The following is a 15,329-nucleotide window of genomic DNA, read 5'->3' as shown; positions in this document are numbered from 1 at the left end:
GTGCGCTCGGACCATGACAGCGCCGCGCACACGGGCGCGACGAGTGGGCGTCGCGCAGACATACTTCGAGTGAATTGTGAAGTCGATCCGACCCGCGCGAAACGCGCGCACGCGAAGCGTGACGCGCCGCGAAATTGCACGGCTGCGCAGTTTCAGCGCGACGTCGGGTTCAGACGGAAGTATGCGTCCAGAAGTGAGGTTTTGTACACGACGCCGAGCAGCAACGGCTGCGTCTTTTTTTCGATGACCGGCAGGCGTTCGCCCTGGAACGCGAGGAAGTGCTGCAGTGCTTCGCCGAGCGACATGTCGGGCGTGAGCACGTCGAATTCCGGCTGAAGATAATCCGCGGCGGTTTTGGATGCGCAGGTCTTGTCGTCGAGCAGATCCGACGTGATGTTCTTCAGCGCCACCACCCCCTGAAAGCGCCCGGCGTCATCGACGACGTACAGATACTTCACCGGATATTCGAGGAACACGCGCGTCATGTCCTTGATGTTCGCGGACAGCGGCACGACGGTATCGGCGGGCTTGACGAGCTCGCGCATCTGCGTCGCGGCGAGACGCAGGCGCTCTTTCTCTTCACGCGTGCGCCGCAGCGTGACTTCGTACATCGACGTCTGCTCGGACGTGCGCGCGATGAAGTACGCGATCACGCACGAAACCATTAGCGGCAGCATGACCTGATACGACAGCGTCATCTCGAAGATCATCAGGATGGCCATGAGCGGCGCGTGCGTGGCCGCGGCGAGAAACGCGCCCATGCCGACCATCGCGTAGGCGAAGGGCGCGGACGTGGAGTCCGGCCAGATCGAATGCACGCCGATGCCGTAAAGACAGCCGAGCACCGCGCCGACGAAGAGCGTCGGCGTGAAGATGCCGCCGACCGCGCCCGAACCGGCGGTGGCCGCCGTCGCGATGATCTTGAAGACGAGCACGGTGAGCAGCGCGGTCCAGGTCCACGGTTCGTGCAGCAGCGAGTTCACGACTTCGTAACCGTTGCCCCAGACTTCGGGCCACCAGATCGATATCACGCCGACGATCAGCCCGCCCAGCGCGAGGCGCACGGGCAAGGGCAGGGGCAAGGTCGAGAAGCGTTTTTTCGATTCGGCGAGCAGCCGCAGGAAGTGCGGCGCGAGCGTGCCGCAGAGCAGTCCGAGCACGACGAAGAGCAGCACTTCGATGCCGGTGACGGTCGGGAACACCGGCATCTCGTACGGCGGCCTGTAGCCGGCGAACTCGCGCATCGTGATGTTGGCGACGACCGACGAGACGACGATCGGGCCGAAGCTTTCCATCGCCATCGAGCCGAGCACGAGTTCGGTGACGAAGAACGCGCCGGCGATAGGCGCGTTGTACGCCGACGTGATTCCGGCCGCCGCGCCGCACGCGACGAGCAGACGCAGGCGCGGCGGATCGAAGTGCACCCAGCGCCCGATCAGCGACGACACCAGGGCGGCGAGTTGCACCATCGACCCTTCGCGACCGATCGAGCCGCCGCTCGAAATCGTGATGAGCGACGACAAACTGCGCCATACGCTTTGCCAGACGGGCACGACGCCATCGCCGATGGTGACGGCTTCCATGTAGTCCGTGCTCGCATTCTTGCTCGCGCGCTTGCGGGCGATCAGCAGGCAGACGCCCGCGATGAGACCCCCCACGGCGGGCAACAGCACGCGCACGGGCCAGGGCAGGCTTTGCGCGAGCGCGACGAGACCTTCCGAATGATTGCCGAGGAGCCGCTGAAGGATCTCAATGCCTTCGCGAAAGACGGAGGTGGCGAAAGCACCGGCCACGCCGACGACCACCGCCCAGACGAGCATCGTATGCGAGTCCGACAGACGGAAAAGCCGTTGGGCGCGTGTACGGAGCTTGAGCAGAAAGGAGAGCACTTTTGCGAAATCGTGGAATGCTTAGAAGAAAATGGAATAAGGGACTCGCAAGGATAGCATTGCAGGGCGGCGCTGCGGACGTCGAAACGCGTTCGTCAGGGTCGAAAAAAAGCCCGGCACGCCTGGCCGGGCTTCGTCGGAGCAATCGCGCGTCACCACTTCGGCGCGAACGGCGGATTCGCATTGCGCTTGCCTTCGTCGAGCGCATCGATTTTCGCGATGTCGTCGGCGTCGAGCTTCAGTTTCTGCGCGTCCCAGTTGGCTTTCTGATGCTCCGGATTCGTCGATGCCGACAGCACCACGATATCGCGCGAAAGCAGCCACGCGAACGTCACCTGCGCGGGCGTCGCGCCATGCTTCCCGGCGATCGCCTTGAGCGTCGCGTCCGTATGCGCGCGCCCTTCGCCGAGCGGCATGTACGCGGTCACTTTCACGCCGAGCTTTTGCGTCGCATCGACGAGCGCGCGGTTCGCGAGAAACGGGCTCACTTCAATCTGATTCGTGACGATCGCGTCGCCGCCCGGCGCCTTCAGCGCTTCTTCGAGCAACGGCGCGGTGAAATTCGACACGCCGTAATGGCGAATCAGCCCGAGCTTCTGCGCTTCCTGCATCGCCGCGAGCGTTTCGGCGATCGGCACCGCGCCGTCGGGCGACGGCCAGTGCACGAGCGCGAGATCGATCGTGCCGATGTCGAGCTTCGCGTGACTGTCCTTCAGGCTCGCGACGAGCGCGTCGTGCGAGAGCCGTTCCCACCAGACTTTCGTCGTTACCCAGATATCGTCGCGCGCCACGCCCGATTCGCGCACGCCCTGACCGACGGCCGCTTCGTTGTTGTAGTACTGCGCGGTGTCGATATGGCGATAACCGAGCTGCAATGCGCTCTTCACCGCGTTCGTGGTCTTCGCGGCATCGACGCGAAACGTGCCGAGACCGAATGAAGGAATCGTTTCTACCATGCTGGCTCCTGGTGAGTGTCGAGGTTTCAAGCGTCCTGATCGAGTTCGGGATAGTGCCTGAAAATGCCCGATTCGTTGAACGGGATGCGCCGTTCCGAATCGACGTAAGCCGCGATGTTCGGCCGTTGCAGCACCGCATCATGAATCGCGGCCACGCGCGGATACTGCGCGCCGAACTCCTTCATCGCGCGCGGAAAGGCGTAATGCAGGCCATCGACGATCTGGAAGATGGACAGATCCACGTAAGTCGCCGTATCGCCGATCATCTGCGTATCGCCGTGCGGGTTCTGCGCAAGCACGCGCTCGAAGTACTTCATGAACTTCGGCACGCGCTTGTCCAGAAAATTCTGCGTGCGGATTTTCGCCGCGTCCTTTTGATCTTCGTAATAGAGATCGGTCGCGAGCGGATGATGCGTGTCGTGCACTTCGGCGACGAAATCCGCGATCGTCAGTTGCAGGCCGTGCGCGACGTAGCGCAGGCCCTCGTCCTTCGGCGCGAGGTTCAGCTTCTGCCCGAGATAAAGAAGAATGTTCGCGACGTGCGGGACCATCAGCTCGCCGTCCCTGAGAAACGGCGGCGCAAACGGAATATGCGGCTCAGTCTTGCTGTTCAGGACTTTCATCATCGCGTCCATGCCGTAGCCGCTGTTCTTCGATTCGCGCGCGACGTCGATATATTCGGCGCCCGCATCTTCGAGCGCGAGCCGGACGAATTCGCCTCGGCCCTGCAATCCGTCCCAATAGTAGAGTTCGTAAGCCATGAGAAAGGGCTCCTCGTCGGGGCATGCCGCATCGGCGGCGAAGCGTGAGTGTGCGCGTTTTTGACGTTCGGCGGGAAACGCGCGAACGAAGAGGCGGACGAGCAACACGCGTTCCCGTCGCGCGGCGATGCCATGACTCGTCGCGAATCGTGCAAAATCGATGTTTTGCGTTTTCGAGTAGCGGAGAAGAGATGAACAAGCAAGGCTTCACCACAGGCATCGTTCACGGCGACAGAAACGCGGGCGGCGAGCACGGCGGCGTGCGCCAGCCGATCCACACATCGGTTCAGTACGGATTCGAGCGCGTGGAAGATCTGATCGGCGTCTTCCAGGGCACGAAGAAAGGCGGTTTCAACTACGCGCGTCAGGGCACGCCGACCACCGCCGCGCTCGAACGCAAGATCACGAGCCTCGAAGACGGCATCGGCTCGATCTGCTTCGGCACCGGCATGGCGGGAATCACCGCCATTTTCCTGACCTTGCTGCGCGCGGGCGATCATCTCGTATCGAGCCGCTACGTCTTCGGCAACACCAACAGCCTGTTCGGCACGCTGCGCACGCTCGGCATCGAAGTGACGATGGTCGATGCAACTTCCGCCGAGAACGTCGCGAACGCGATCAAGCCGGATACGCGCATGGTGTTCGTCGAGACCATCGCGAACCCCGGCACGCAGATTCCCGATCTCGAAGGCATCGGCGCGTTGTGCCGCGAGCGCGGCCTCGCGTATGTCGTCGACAACACGATCACGTCGCCGGCGCTGTTCCGGCCCAAGGCGGTCGGCGCGAGCCTCGTCGTCAATTCGCTGACGAAGACCATCGCGGGTCATGGCGCGGCGCTCGGCGGTGCGGTGACGGACACGGGCCTCTTCGACTGGAGCGCCTATCCGAACATCGCCGATGATTACCGCAAATCGCCATCCAAAGAGCAGGGCTTGCTGCAAGTCCGCAAGAAAGGGCTGCGCGACATGGGCGCGTCGCTGTCGTCGGAGCAGGCGCATTCCATCGCGATGGGCGCGGAAACGCTCGCCCTGCGCGTCGCGAAGTGCAGCGAGAACGCGCTCGCGCTCGCCCAGTATCTGGAGAAGCACGAGGCCATCGGGCGCGTGTTTTATCCGGGATTGAAGAGTCATCCGCAATACGAGATCGCGCAGGCGCTGTTCAAGGGTGCGTCGTGGCTGCTGTCGTTCGAGTTGCGCCGCGCAGACCGCATGATCGATGTCGTCAACGCGCTGCAGTTGCCGGTCAAGGCGACGGGCCTCGGCGACACGCGCACGCTCATCATTCCCGTTGCGCCGACGATCTTCTTCGAAGCCGGCCCCGAAGTGCGCAAGTCGATGGGCATTTCCGACGGCATGCTGCGGCTTTCGGCGGGCATCGAAGATATCGACGATCTGATCGCCGATTTCGAGCAGGCGCTCAAGCTCGCGGCATGACCTTGGTGCGCGCCTCGCGCACTACGAGGCGCGCGCGTAGTAAATGTTCTGCGGATGGCGCGCTTCGGCGAAGAAGAACCATCGCTCGGCGACGAGCCCGAGATACTGCGTGACGCACGCGAGGCAGAAGAGCGCGACCGATTGCGCACCGATCCCGAGCAGCATCAGCACGAAGGGCACGGCGAACGCGCCGACGAGAAACGTCCACTTGATGCGCGCGATCGCCTGCGCCGAGCGTCCGTGAAAGAACTCGCGCAGATTGAACGCGCCCGCCGTGAAGCCCCGCGACTTCTGCACGACGTTCGGCCCCTTGATGCCGGTCGCGCTCTGCACGGTCGATTTTGGCCGCAGCTTCGCATTGCGCTTGAGCGCGGCGACGCGCGTCGCGCAGCCCGCGAGCGTCAACGTGCACGCACAAGCGGCGAGACCCGCCGCCAGCGACGGCGCGAGCCACGCGGCGCACGCGGTCGCCAGCGTGAATCCCGATGCGCAGCCGAGCAGCACGAAGTTGACCATCGTGAGCGGCGTCGCCCATTCCTGCAGGAAGCGCAGGCATGCGTAGATCATCGCGGTGCAGACGAAAAGCGCCGCCGACGCGATCACGCCGATCACGCCGAGGGCAAGCGACCACGGCGCGCCGAGCCAGTGCGCGAAGCCGTACAACGCGGCGCATCCGAGGAACGCGGGCAGGCACAAGCATTCGCGCGACAGCCACGACGTACGCCACATCGCGATGGCGCGCCACGCCCGCTCGGGATGCCCGAGATGGAAAAACGATGCGACGAGGCCCAGCCCGCCGAGCACGACCGACAACGCCGCGCCGAGGATGAAGAACAGTTGCGAAGGCGCGTCGATCAGACCGAGCTTCGCGCACGCTTCGACACCGACGAGCGCAATCAGCAAGCCTTGCGCGGCGCCGCTCAATGTCGTGAGAAAAACGACGGAAAACGCGGGTTTCATGTTCGAGCTCCGATGAAAGTCAGACGCGCACGGCCATCGACGCGAGATTGAGTTCGCCGTGCGCTCCGGGTGCGTCCGGCGCTTCGGCGTCTTGAGACTGACAGCCGCACGAGCCGCCGCCGCTGCTGCACGCATTGACGGGACGACGCGGCAAATAATGATTCGCGGGCTTCGTGTCCCATTCGGGCATCAACTGATAGCCGCCGCGCTCCTCGATCGCCTTCGACACGACCGACTCGGGATCGTGGATATCGCCGAAGAGCCGCGCCGACGTCGGACACGCGAGCACGCACGCCGGCTTGCGATCGCGCTCGGGCAGCGCCTCGTTGTAGATGCGATCGGCGCACAGCGTGCACTTCGTCATCTCCTTGCGCGCTTCGTCGAGCTCGCGCGCGCCGTACGGACACGCCCACGCGCAGTACTTGCAGCCGATGCACTTGTCGAAGTCCACGAGCACGAGTCCGTCTTCCTTGCGCTTGTAGCTCGCGCCGGTCGGACAGACGGGCACGCACGGCGGATCCTCGCAGTGCAGGCACGACTTCGGAAAGTGGATCGTATCGGCGAGCGGAAATTCGCCGGCTTCATACGTCTGCACGCGGTTGAAGAAGGTGCCGGACGGATCGGCGTCGTACGGGCGCTGATCCGCGAGACTGCCAGCTTCGCCGGACGTGTTCCATTCCTTGCAGCTCGTCACGCAGGCGTGGCAGCCGACGCAGACGTTCAGATCGATCACGAGGGCCATTTGAGTCATGCCGGTCTCCTTCAGTTTTTTACGTCGCGCTTGATGGCGTTGCGCAAGCGCGCCGCGAACTCGCCGCGTCCGGCGAAGTACGTCTGCACGACGCGTTGAACCGATCCCGTCATGCCGGGCGATGGACGCATCGGCGCGAATTGCGGCAGCGTGTGGTCGGCATCGCTTTCGGCGGGATAGACGCGCACGCGCACGTCGTACCACGCGGCTTGTCCGGTGATCGGATCGGAGTTCGAAAAGCGCAGGCCTTCGCGCGCGGACGCAGGAAGCTCATCCGTGATGAGGTGATTGAGCAAAAAGCCCCGCTGCGATTCGTTCGCGTCGGGACCGAGGCTCCACGCGCCCGATGCCTTGCCGATCGCGTTCCACGTCCACACCGTTCCGGGCTCGACGGCTTCGCTATAGCGCGCCATGCAGCGCACCTTGCCCCATTGCGATTCGACGTAAATCCAGCCGCCGTCCTTGATGCCGTTCGCCTTCGCCATGCGCGGATTCATGTACAACAGGTTCTCGCCGTGAATCTGCCGCAGCCACGCGTTCTGCGAGTCCCACGAGTGATACATCGCCATCGGGCGCTGCGTGACGGCCGCGAGCGGATACTGCGCGAGATCGGTCGTATCGAGTTCCAGCGGCGCGTACCAAAAGGGCAGCGGATCGAAATATTCCTCGATGCGCGCGCGCAAGTGTTCCGGCGGCTGCCGGCCTTTCGTGCGACCCTGCGCGGCGAGGCGGAACTTCTGCATCACGTCGGAATAGAGCTGGATCAGGATCGGCTCGTTGAACTTGCGAAAACCTTTATCGACGGCGAATTGCAGGTACGGCCCGTTCTGGCCGCGCATGTATTGCAGCTCTTGGGGCAGCGTGTAGTGGTAGACGCAATCGTGCTTTGCGTACTCTTCCCATTGATTCGGATTCGGCTCGCCGACGAGCGCGTCCTTGCCGTCCTTGCCGCGCCAGCCGATCAGAAAGCCCACGCCCGACCCCGGCGCCGTCTGATGATTGACGATGAAATCCGGATAGTCGCGATACTTGCGCGTGCCTTCGGGCGTCGTGAACGCGGGCAGCTTCAGGCGGCTGCCGAGCTCGACGAGCACTTCCTGGAACGGACGGCATTCGCCGGTGCGCGGCACGACCGGCACGCGCACGGAATCGACGGGACCGTCGAACTCGGAGATCGGGCGGTCCAGCATCGACATTGCGTCGTGTCGTTCGAGGTAGGTCGTGTCGGGCAGGATGAGATCGGCGAATGCGGTCATCTCCGACTGGAACGCATCGCACACGACGATGAACGGAATTTTGTATTCGCCGTTGCCGTGCTTGTCGGCGAGCATGTTGCGCACTTCCATCGTGTTCATCGACGAGTTCCATGCCATGTTGGCCATGAAGATCATCAGCGTGTCGATGGGGTACGGATCGCCGCGCCATGCGTTCGTGATGACGCTGTGCATCACGCCGTGCACCGCGAGCGGATATTCCCACGAGAACGCCTTGTCGATGCGAACCGGCGTGCCGTCGTCGTGGATGAAGAGGTCCTCCGGCGCGGCGGGCCAGCCGAGCGGCCCGCTCGCGAGCGGCGTGTTCGGCTTCACCTGATCGGGGTGATTCGGCGGTTTCGCCGATGGCGGCACCGCGCGCGGAAACGGCGACTTGTGCCGGAAACCGCCCGGACGGTCGATCGTGCCGAGCAGCGACATCAGCACGGCGAGCGCGCGGATCGACTGGAAGCCGTTCGAGTGCGCGGCGAGACCGCGCATCGCGTGAAAGGCGATCGGGTTGCCCGTCACGGTGTCGTGCTTCCTGCCCCAACAATCGGTCCATTGAATCGGCAGCGTGATCTTGTGATCGCGGCTCGTCTGGATCATTTCGGCGGCGAGGCGTTCGATCGTCGCGGCGGGAATACCGGTGATGTCCGCGGCCCATTCCGGCGTGCACGTCGCGACCTGCTCGCGCAGCAAGGCGAAGGAGGGCGCGACGCTCGTGCCGTCGTCGAGCGTGTAGCGGCCATCGAGCGCGGGCGCGGCATCGTCGGCATGATGCGCGACCGCGCGATTCGTCTTCGTGTCCCACCAAAGATGATTCTGCGGAAAGAGCGGATTCGATTCGGCCGCGCTTTCGTCCTTCACGAAAAGGCCGAACGTGTCGCTCGCTTCGTTCATATCGAGCAGTTCGGCCCCGTTCGTATAGCGCGTGACGAATTCGTGATCGTAGGCGTCGGCGGCGATCAGTTCGTGGATCAGCGCCATGAAAAACGCGCCGTCTGTGCCGGGGCGGATCGGCACCCATTCGTCGGCGATGGCCGCGTAGCCCGTTCGGACCGGATTGATCGCGATGAAGCGTCCGCCCGCGCGCTTGAATTTCGATATCGCGATCTTGAGCGGATTCGAGTGATGATCCTCCGCCGTGCCAATCATGAAGAAGAGCTTCGCGCGGTCGAGATCCGGGCCGCCGAATTCCCAGAACGAGCCGCCGATCGTATAGATCATGCCCGCGGCCATGTTCGCCGAGCAGAAGCCGCCGTGGGCCGCGTAGTTGGGCGTGCCGAAGTTCTTCGCGAAGAGGCCGGTCAGCGCCTGCATCTGGTCGCGTCCGGTGAAGAGCGCGAATTTTTTCGGATCGGTGGCGCGCAGGTGTGCGAGACGCTTTTCGAGCGTATCGAGCGCGAGCTCCCACGAGACCGGCTCGAACTGCGCTTCGCCGCGCAGTGCGCCGGGTTTTCGCATCAGCGGCTGCGTGAGGCGTGCGGGCGAATACTGCTTCATGATGCCCGACGCGCCTTTCGCGCAGATCACGCCTTGATTGAGCGGATGGTTCGGATTGCCGTCGATGTATCTGACTTCGCCGTCGCGCAGATGCACGCGGATGCCGCAACGGCACGCGCACATGTAGCACGTCGTGGTCTTGACATCGAGCTTCTCGTTCTGGGTACGAGCGCCGTGTTCCATGAGTGCTCCTTCTAAAGCGTTATCGCGCGACGGGGACGTTCGCGCGATTCGGTACTTCACTGCATCGGCGATCGATCAGCCGAAGAGGCGTTCGACGCCGAGCGTGATCGCGAGGCCGCCGCCGACCAGCCACGCATACAGGATCGCGCCGGTTGCAAGCGCACGCGGGCCGGCCTGACGGATCTGCGCGATGCGCGTCTCCATGCCGAGCGCGGTCATGGCCATCGTGAGCGCGAAGGTGTCGAGCGTGTTGATCGTGCTCGTGGCGGCATCGGGCAGAACGTGCAGCGAATTCACGACGACGAGCGCGAGAAAGCCGAGCGCGAACCAGGGCATCGCGATCTTGCCGTTGCCTTGCGCCGCGCCGTCCGCCGTGTTGCGCGAGCGGCTGATCCAGAAACCGATGACGAGCAGCACGGGCACGAGCAGCATCACGCGCGTCATCTTGACGATGGTCGCGATATGCGTCGCTTCCGGGCTGACGTTGCTCGCCGCACCGACGACCTGCGCCACTTCGTGAATCGTGCCGCCGAAAAAGAGGCCCGCGCCGAGCGTATCGAGATGCAGCCAGCCGGCGTTGAACGCGAGCGGGTAGAGGAACATCGAGAGCGTGCCGAACAGTACGACGCTGCCCACCGCCATCGCGCTCTTGTGCGGCTTCGATTGCAACGTCGATTCGAACGCGAGCACCGCGGCCGCGCCGCAAATCGCGCTGCCGGCTGCCGTGAGGAGTGCGGTATCGCGATCGAGCTTCATCAGCTTCATGCCGGCCCACGTACCGATGACGAGCGTGCTGACCACGACCAGCACCGACACCGTGAAACCCGACACGCCGACTTGCGCGATTTCCTGAAGGCTGATGCGCAGCCCGAAGAACGCGACCGCGATGCGCAGCAGCTTGCGCGCGGAGAAGTTGACGCCGGCCGCCCAGCTTTCCGGCATGCCGTGACGCAGCGCATTGCCGTAGATCGCGCCCGCGACGATGCCGACGATCAGCGGGCTGATGCCGAGCCCGGCGATAGCGGGCAGCGAAGCGAGGCGCGTGACGGCGGCGGCGAACAAGGCGACGAAGAGAATGCCGTTGAGTTGCCCGCGTCTGGATGATGCGGCCGGCGCGAGCGTTTGGGCGGACTGAACCGTGGACATGGATGAACCCGTTTGATGATGATGACTCGATGGGCTAATCCTATTCTCGATATATGAATATGAAAAATCGTGATTTAGAATGGGAAGTATCGGACCACCTTATATTTGAAACAGATGACCCCGGAACAACTGATAACGTTCGCAACGGTCGCAGAGCACGGCAAGATCAGCCGGGCGGCGGTGGCCTTGCATTTGTCGCAGCCCGCCGTGTCGGGGCAGTTGCGCCTGCTGCAGGAGGAATTCGGCGAGCCGCTTTATCAGCGTGATGGCCGCGGCGTGCGCCTGACCGCAGCCGGCGACCAGTTGCTCGGCCATGCGGAACGCCTGCGCGAGACATTTCGCGCGGCGCACGCGCTGCGCGACGCATTGCGCGGGCTGGAGCGCGGCACGCTGCGCATCGGCGCGAGCACGACGCCCGCGAGTTATTTGCTGCCGTATCTGATCGCTGCGTTTCACAAGCGCTTTCCGGAAGTCGTCGTGACGACCATCGACGGCAATACCGCCGACATCGTCGCTGCGCTCGGCTCGCTCGATATCGCGCTCGTCGAAGGCGCGCCGGGACACGATCTGCCGCTCGGCACCACCGTCACACCATGGCGCGAGGACGAAATCGTCGCGATCCTGCCGAATGGTCATCCGCTTGCCGACGGGCGCGATGCCGCCACGCTCGATCAGTTGAGCGAGCATCCGCTCGTGCTGCGCGAGCCCGGCTCGGGCGTGCGGCAGATCATCGAGCGCGCGTTCGCCGATTGCGATGCGCCCATGCGCGTCGCGCTGGAAATCGCGGGCGTCGAGGGCGTGAAGGAGGCGGTGCGCGCGGGCATGGGCATCGGCTTCGTATCGGCGATGTCGATCCGCCACGAGGACAGCGCGTTGCGTCGCGTGCGTATCGCGCCGCGACCGCTCACGCGGCGTTTTTCGATTCTGCTGCCGCACGCGGCAACGCCGTCACGCGTCGCGGCGCGTTTCCTGGAGTTGTGCGAGGAACCGGGTCTCATCGGCTAGGGAATTCCACTATGGCGCGTCGATGGCGGTCTGACGCACCATTCGTTCTAAACAGGGGCGCTGCGGCGTCCTTTTCGAAAATCGTTTATGGAACCGGTTCCACCGAGGAATTTCGAGGCCAAAACTCATAGTGAGAAGCGAGTGAATCAAAAATCCCGCATCGATGAAAAGCGCGCAGAAGTCGTGATCGTGGCGAGCGCGTTCGGCGCCGATGCGATCCGTCGCGATGGCCACGCCGCGTGGGCGGCGGTCGCGGCGCGCGCGGGTGCGGATGGCTTCGAAGTGCGTCGCGAGTTGTTCGCCGATGACGCCGATTCGCAGCCCGATGCACTCGCGCAGCTCGGCGCACGGATTCGCGCGCACGGCTTGTGGGCGGTCCATTCGACGCCCGCGACGCTGTTCCGCGACGACGGCGCGCTCGATCTCGATTCGCTGCGGCTCGCCATCGACGAGGCAGCGGCGATGGACGCGCGCATCGTCAAGCTGCAACTGGGCGGCACGGAGCGTGGTGTCGCGACCGATCCGGCCACGCTCGATCGCCTGATGTCGGCGATCGCCGCGTCGAAAGCGCGCGTGGTCGTCGAAAACGGACAACTGAAGGCAGGCGGCACGATCGGCGCGTTCGATGCGCTCTTCGCCGCGCTGCCCGCGCGAAGCGGCCTCGCGATGACTTTCGACACCGGAAACTGGCACTGGGCGGAGCAGGATCCGCTCGACGCGGCGCAGCGCCTCGCGCCGCACGTCGCGTATGTGCACTGCAAGGCGGTGATGGGCGAGGGCGCGCGCCGTTTTGCCGCCGCGCCCGCGAACGGCGACGCGCGTTTCGCGACGCTGCTCGCGCAGTTGCCGGGCGATGTGCCGCGCGGCATCGAATATCCGTTCATTCCGGGCGCGGACGGTTCGCTCGACGCCGACGCGGCGCGCCAGGTCGCACGAATCGCGGCATTTTGAATGCCACTTTGAATTACGCATTTTGCATTCAGCATTCATCTGCAAAGGAACCCGACATGCAAGCCAAGCCTGAAGTCCTCGACGTCGTCACTTACGGCGAAGCGATGACGATGTTCGTCGCCGCCGTTACCGGCGATCTCGCGAAGGCCGGTCAATTCACGAAGCGCGTCGCGGGCGCGGATCTGAACGTCGCGATCGGTTTGTCGCGCCTTGGTTTCAAGGTGGGCTGGATGAGCCGCGTCGGCAACGATTCGTTCGGGCGCTATGTGCTCGACGTACTCGCATCCGAAGGCATCGACGCGCGCCGTGTGACGATCGACGAGCGTTATCCGACGGGCTTTCAGCTCAAAGGAAAGTGCGACGACGGCAGCGATCCGGCCGTCGAGTATTTCCGCAAGGGTTCGGCCGCGAGCCATTTGTCGCTCGACGACTACGCCGCCGATTACGTGCTCGGCGCGCGTCATCTGCATCTGACGGGCGTGGCGCCCGCGATCTCGGCGACCTCGCGTGAGCTTGCGTTCCACATGGCCCGCGAAATGCGGGCAGCGGGCAAGACGATCTCGTTCGATCCGAATCTGCGTCCGACGCTGTGGCCGTCGCGCGAGGCGATGGCCGAATCGCTCAATGCGCTCGCCGCGCTCGCCGACTGGGTGCTGCCGGGGGTGTCCGAAGGATTGACGCTGACGGGCTATGCGAAGCCCGAGGACATCGCCGCGTTTTATCTCGATCGGGGAGCGAAGGGCGTCGTCGTGAAGCTGGGCGCGCACGGCGCGTATTTCCGCACGGCGGACGGCGAGCAGGGCATCGTGCCGGGCGTGCCGGTCGAGAAGGTCGTCGATACGGTCGGCGCGGGCGATGGCTTCGCGGTCGGCGTCGTGAGCGCGCTGCTCGAGGGACGCGATGTGCGTCACGCGATCGCGCGCGGCAATCGCATCGGCGCGCTGGCGATTCAGGTGATCGGCGACAGCGAAGGACTGCCGACGCGCGCCGCGCTCGATCTGCTCGAAGCACAGGATTCCAACGACAAGACGGCCAAAGCCGCGTTCGATCTGGCTTGAAAGCCACCAACCGAGACTCAACCGAATTGCGTTCGGAGACAACCATGCAAAGTTCTTCCAATCCCACGCTGGCCGTGCGCCGCTGGTGGGCGATCATGCCGATCGTCTTCATCACGTACAGCCTCGCGTATCTCGACCGCGCCAACTACGGTTTCGCGGCGGCGGCGGGCATCAATCAGGATTTGGGCATCAGCAAGGGACTGTCCTCGCTGATCGGCGCGCTGTTTTTTCTCGGCTATTTCTTCTTCCAGATTCCGGGCGCGATCTATGCCGAACGGCGCAGCGTGAAGAAGCTCGTGTTCTGGAGTCTCGTGCTGTGGGGCGGCTGCGCGACGCTCACGGGCATGGTGAGCAATATCCCTTCATTGATGGCGATCCGCTTCGTGCTCGGCGTCGTCGAGGCTGCGGTGATGCCGGCGATGCTCGTCTTCATCGCGAACTGGTTCACGAAGTCGGAGCGCTCGCGTGCGAATACGTTTCTGATTCTCGGCAATCCGGTGACGGTGCTGTGGATGTCGGTCGTATCCGGTTATCTCGTGAACTCGTTCGGCTGGCGCCACATGTTCATCGCGGAAGGTTTGCCGGCGGTGGTGTGGGCGGTGATCTGGTGGTTCATCGTGAAGGACAAGCCCGCACAGGTGAGCTGGCTCACGGATCAGGAAAAGAACGATCTCGATGCGACCTTGCGCGCCGAGCAGGCCGCGATCAAGCCGGTGAAGAACTATCGCGAGGCGTTCAAGTCGCCGGCGGTGATCAAGCTGTGTGCGCAGTATTTCTGCTGGAGCATCGGCGTGTATGGGTTCGTGCTGTGGCTGCCTTCGATTCTCAAGAGCGGATCGACGCTCGGGATGGTCGAGACGGGCTGGCTGTCGGCGGTGCCGTATCTTGCGGCGACCATCGCGATGCTGCTGGCTTCGTGGGCCTCAGACAAGCTTCAGGCACGCAAGGCTTTTGTGTGGCCGTTTCTGCTGATCGGCGCGGTGGCGTTTGCCGGTTCCTACCTTCTCGGGTCGACGAACTTCTGGGCTTCTTATGCGTTGCTCGTGATCGCAGGGGCTGCGATGTATGCGCCCTATGGGCCGTTCTTTGCGATCGTGCCGGAGTTGCTGCCGAAGAATGTCGCCGGGGGGGCGATGGCGCTCATCAATAGCATGGGGGCGTTGGGGTCGTTCGTCGGGTCGTATTTTGTGGGGTATTTGAATGGGGCTACTGGATCGCCCTCTGCCTCTTACGTTTTCATGAGCGCCGCGTTGTTGATGGCTGTTTGGCTTACGCTGGCGGTTAAGCCGCAGGCGGCGGTTCGGGCTGGGGTTGTTGTGAGGCCTTGAGGTTTTTGCTTTCGCTTTTCGCTTTTGCTTTCGGTTTCGCCGGATCCCGTTGTCGTGTCGGTCTATTGGCACTGCCCCTGTGCGGGGCGGCAGTCACTTTCTTTGCTGCTGCAAAGAAAGCAACTGTATTGAGCGTCAAGGGTTGAGTT

The 15,329-nt window shown here is 63.8% G+C and carries 12 protein-coding genes; 5 read left to right on the top strand and 7 right to left on the bottom strand.

Annotation, left to right across the window (positions count from 1 at the left end):
* Window positions 1-152: 152 nt before the first annotated feature.
* The 3 genes from NCS03_RS08005 to NCS03_RS07995 all read right to left on the bottom strand — a co-directional run bounded on the left by NCS03_RS08005 (window position 153) and on the right by NCS03_RS07995 (window position 3,606).
* Entirely contained in the window at window positions 153-1,889 is a 1,737-nt protein-coding gene (locus NCS03_RS08005) for a ClcB-like voltage-gated chloride channel protein (RefSeq protein ID WP_008349459.1), read from the bottom strand.
* Window positions 1,890-2,041: 152 nt separating this feature from the next.
* Window positions 2,042-2,845 (bottom strand): aldo/keto reductase, encoded by an 804-nt coding sequence (locus NCS03_RS08000; protein WP_250439806.1) that lies wholly within the window; start codon window positions 2,843-2,845, stop codon window positions 2,042-2,044.
* 26 nt (window positions 2,846-2,871) lie between these two features.
* Window positions 2,872-3,606, bottom strand: coding sequence for a glutathione S-transferase (locus tag NCS03_RS07995; protein ID WP_250529033.1), 735 nt, complete (start codon window positions 3,604-3,606; stop codon window positions 2,872-2,874).
* Window positions 3,607-3,797: 191 nt separating this feature from the next.
* Between NCS03_RS07995 and NCS03_RS07990 the strand changes: the two genes are divergently transcribed.
* On the top strand, window positions 3,798-5,039 hold the full coding sequence (locus NCS03_RS07990; protein WP_250529032.1) for a cystathionine gamma-synthase family protein: 1,242 nt from the start codon (window positions 3,798-3,800) through the stop codon (window positions 5,037-5,039).
* A 21-nt stretch (window positions 5,040-5,060) separates the two neighbouring features.
* On the opposite strand, the gene NCS03_RS07985 is transcribed toward NCS03_RS07990, so the two are convergent.
* The 4 genes from NCS03_RS07985 to NCS03_RS07970 all read right to left on the bottom strand — a co-directional run bounded on the left by NCS03_RS07985 (window position 5,061) and on the right by NCS03_RS07970 (window position 10,838).
* Entirely contained in the window at window positions 5,061-5,999 is a 939-nt protein-coding gene (locus NCS03_RS07985; protein ID WP_250439804.1) for a dimethyl sulfoxide reductase anchor subunit family protein, read from the bottom strand.
* Window positions 6,000-6,018: 19 nt separating this feature from the next.
* A complete protein-coding gene (locus NCS03_RS07980; RefSeq protein WP_175982236.1) occupies window positions 6,019-6,750 on the bottom strand; it encodes a 4Fe-4S dicluster domain-containing protein in 732 nt (243 codons plus the stop codon).
* 11 nt (window positions 6,751-6,761) lie between these two features.
* A complete protein-coding gene (locus NCS03_RS07975) occupies window positions 6,762-9,692 on the bottom strand; it encodes a molybdopterin oxidoreductase family protein (protein ID WP_250529031.1) in 2,931 nt (976 codons plus the stop codon).
* A 75-nt stretch (window positions 9,693-9,767) separates the two neighbouring features.
* Window positions 9,768-10,838 carry a YeiH family protein gene (locus NCS03_RS07970; RefSeq protein WP_250529030.1) on the bottom strand — a complete coding sequence of 357 codons (1,071 nt, stop codon included), beginning with the start codon at window positions 10,836-10,838 and terminating at the stop codon, window positions 9,768-9,770.
* A gap of 114 nt (window positions 10,839-10,952) precedes the next feature.
* Here NCS03_RS07970 and NCS03_RS07965 point away from each other — a divergent pair, with 114 nt between their 5' ends.
* From NCS03_RS07965 to NCS03_RS07950, 4 genes are all read left to right on the top strand, one after another.
* Window positions 10,953-11,843 carry a LysR family transcriptional regulator gene (locus tag NCS03_RS07965; RefSeq protein ID WP_250529038.1) on the top strand — a complete coding sequence of 297 codons (891 nt, stop codon included), beginning with the start codon at window positions 10,953-10,955 and terminating at the stop codon, window positions 11,841-11,843.
* A 141-nt stretch (window positions 11,844-11,984) separates the two neighbouring features.
* Window positions 11,985-12,794, top strand: coding sequence for a sugar phosphate isomerase/epimerase family protein (locus NCS03_RS07960; RefSeq protein ID WP_051996656.1), 810 nt, complete (start codon window positions 11,985-11,987; stop codon window positions 12,792-12,794).
* 56 nt (window positions 12,795-12,850) lie between these two features.
* Window positions 12,851-13,852, top strand: coding sequence for a sugar kinase (locus NCS03_RS07955; RefSeq protein WP_008349480.1), 1,002 nt, complete (start codon window positions 12,851-12,853; stop codon window positions 13,850-13,852).
* A 44-nt stretch (window positions 13,853-13,896) separates the two neighbouring features.
* On the top strand, window positions 13,897-15,180 hold the full coding sequence (locus tag NCS03_RS07950) for an MFS transporter (protein WP_008349482.1): 1,284 nt from the start codon (window positions 13,897-13,899) through the stop codon (window positions 15,178-15,180).
* Window positions 15,181-15,329: the final 149 nt, after the last annotated feature.

Origin of the sequence: Caballeronia sp. ATUFL_F1_KS4A, from assembly GCF_023630905.1 — a bacterium.
GTDB lineage: Bacteria > Pseudomonadota > Gammaproteobacteria > Burkholderiales > Burkholderiaceae > Caballeronia > Caballeronia zhejiangensis.
The sequence above is the reverse complement of the archived record's forward strand: the minus strand, read 5'-3'. Positions and strand labels throughout refer to the sequence as shown.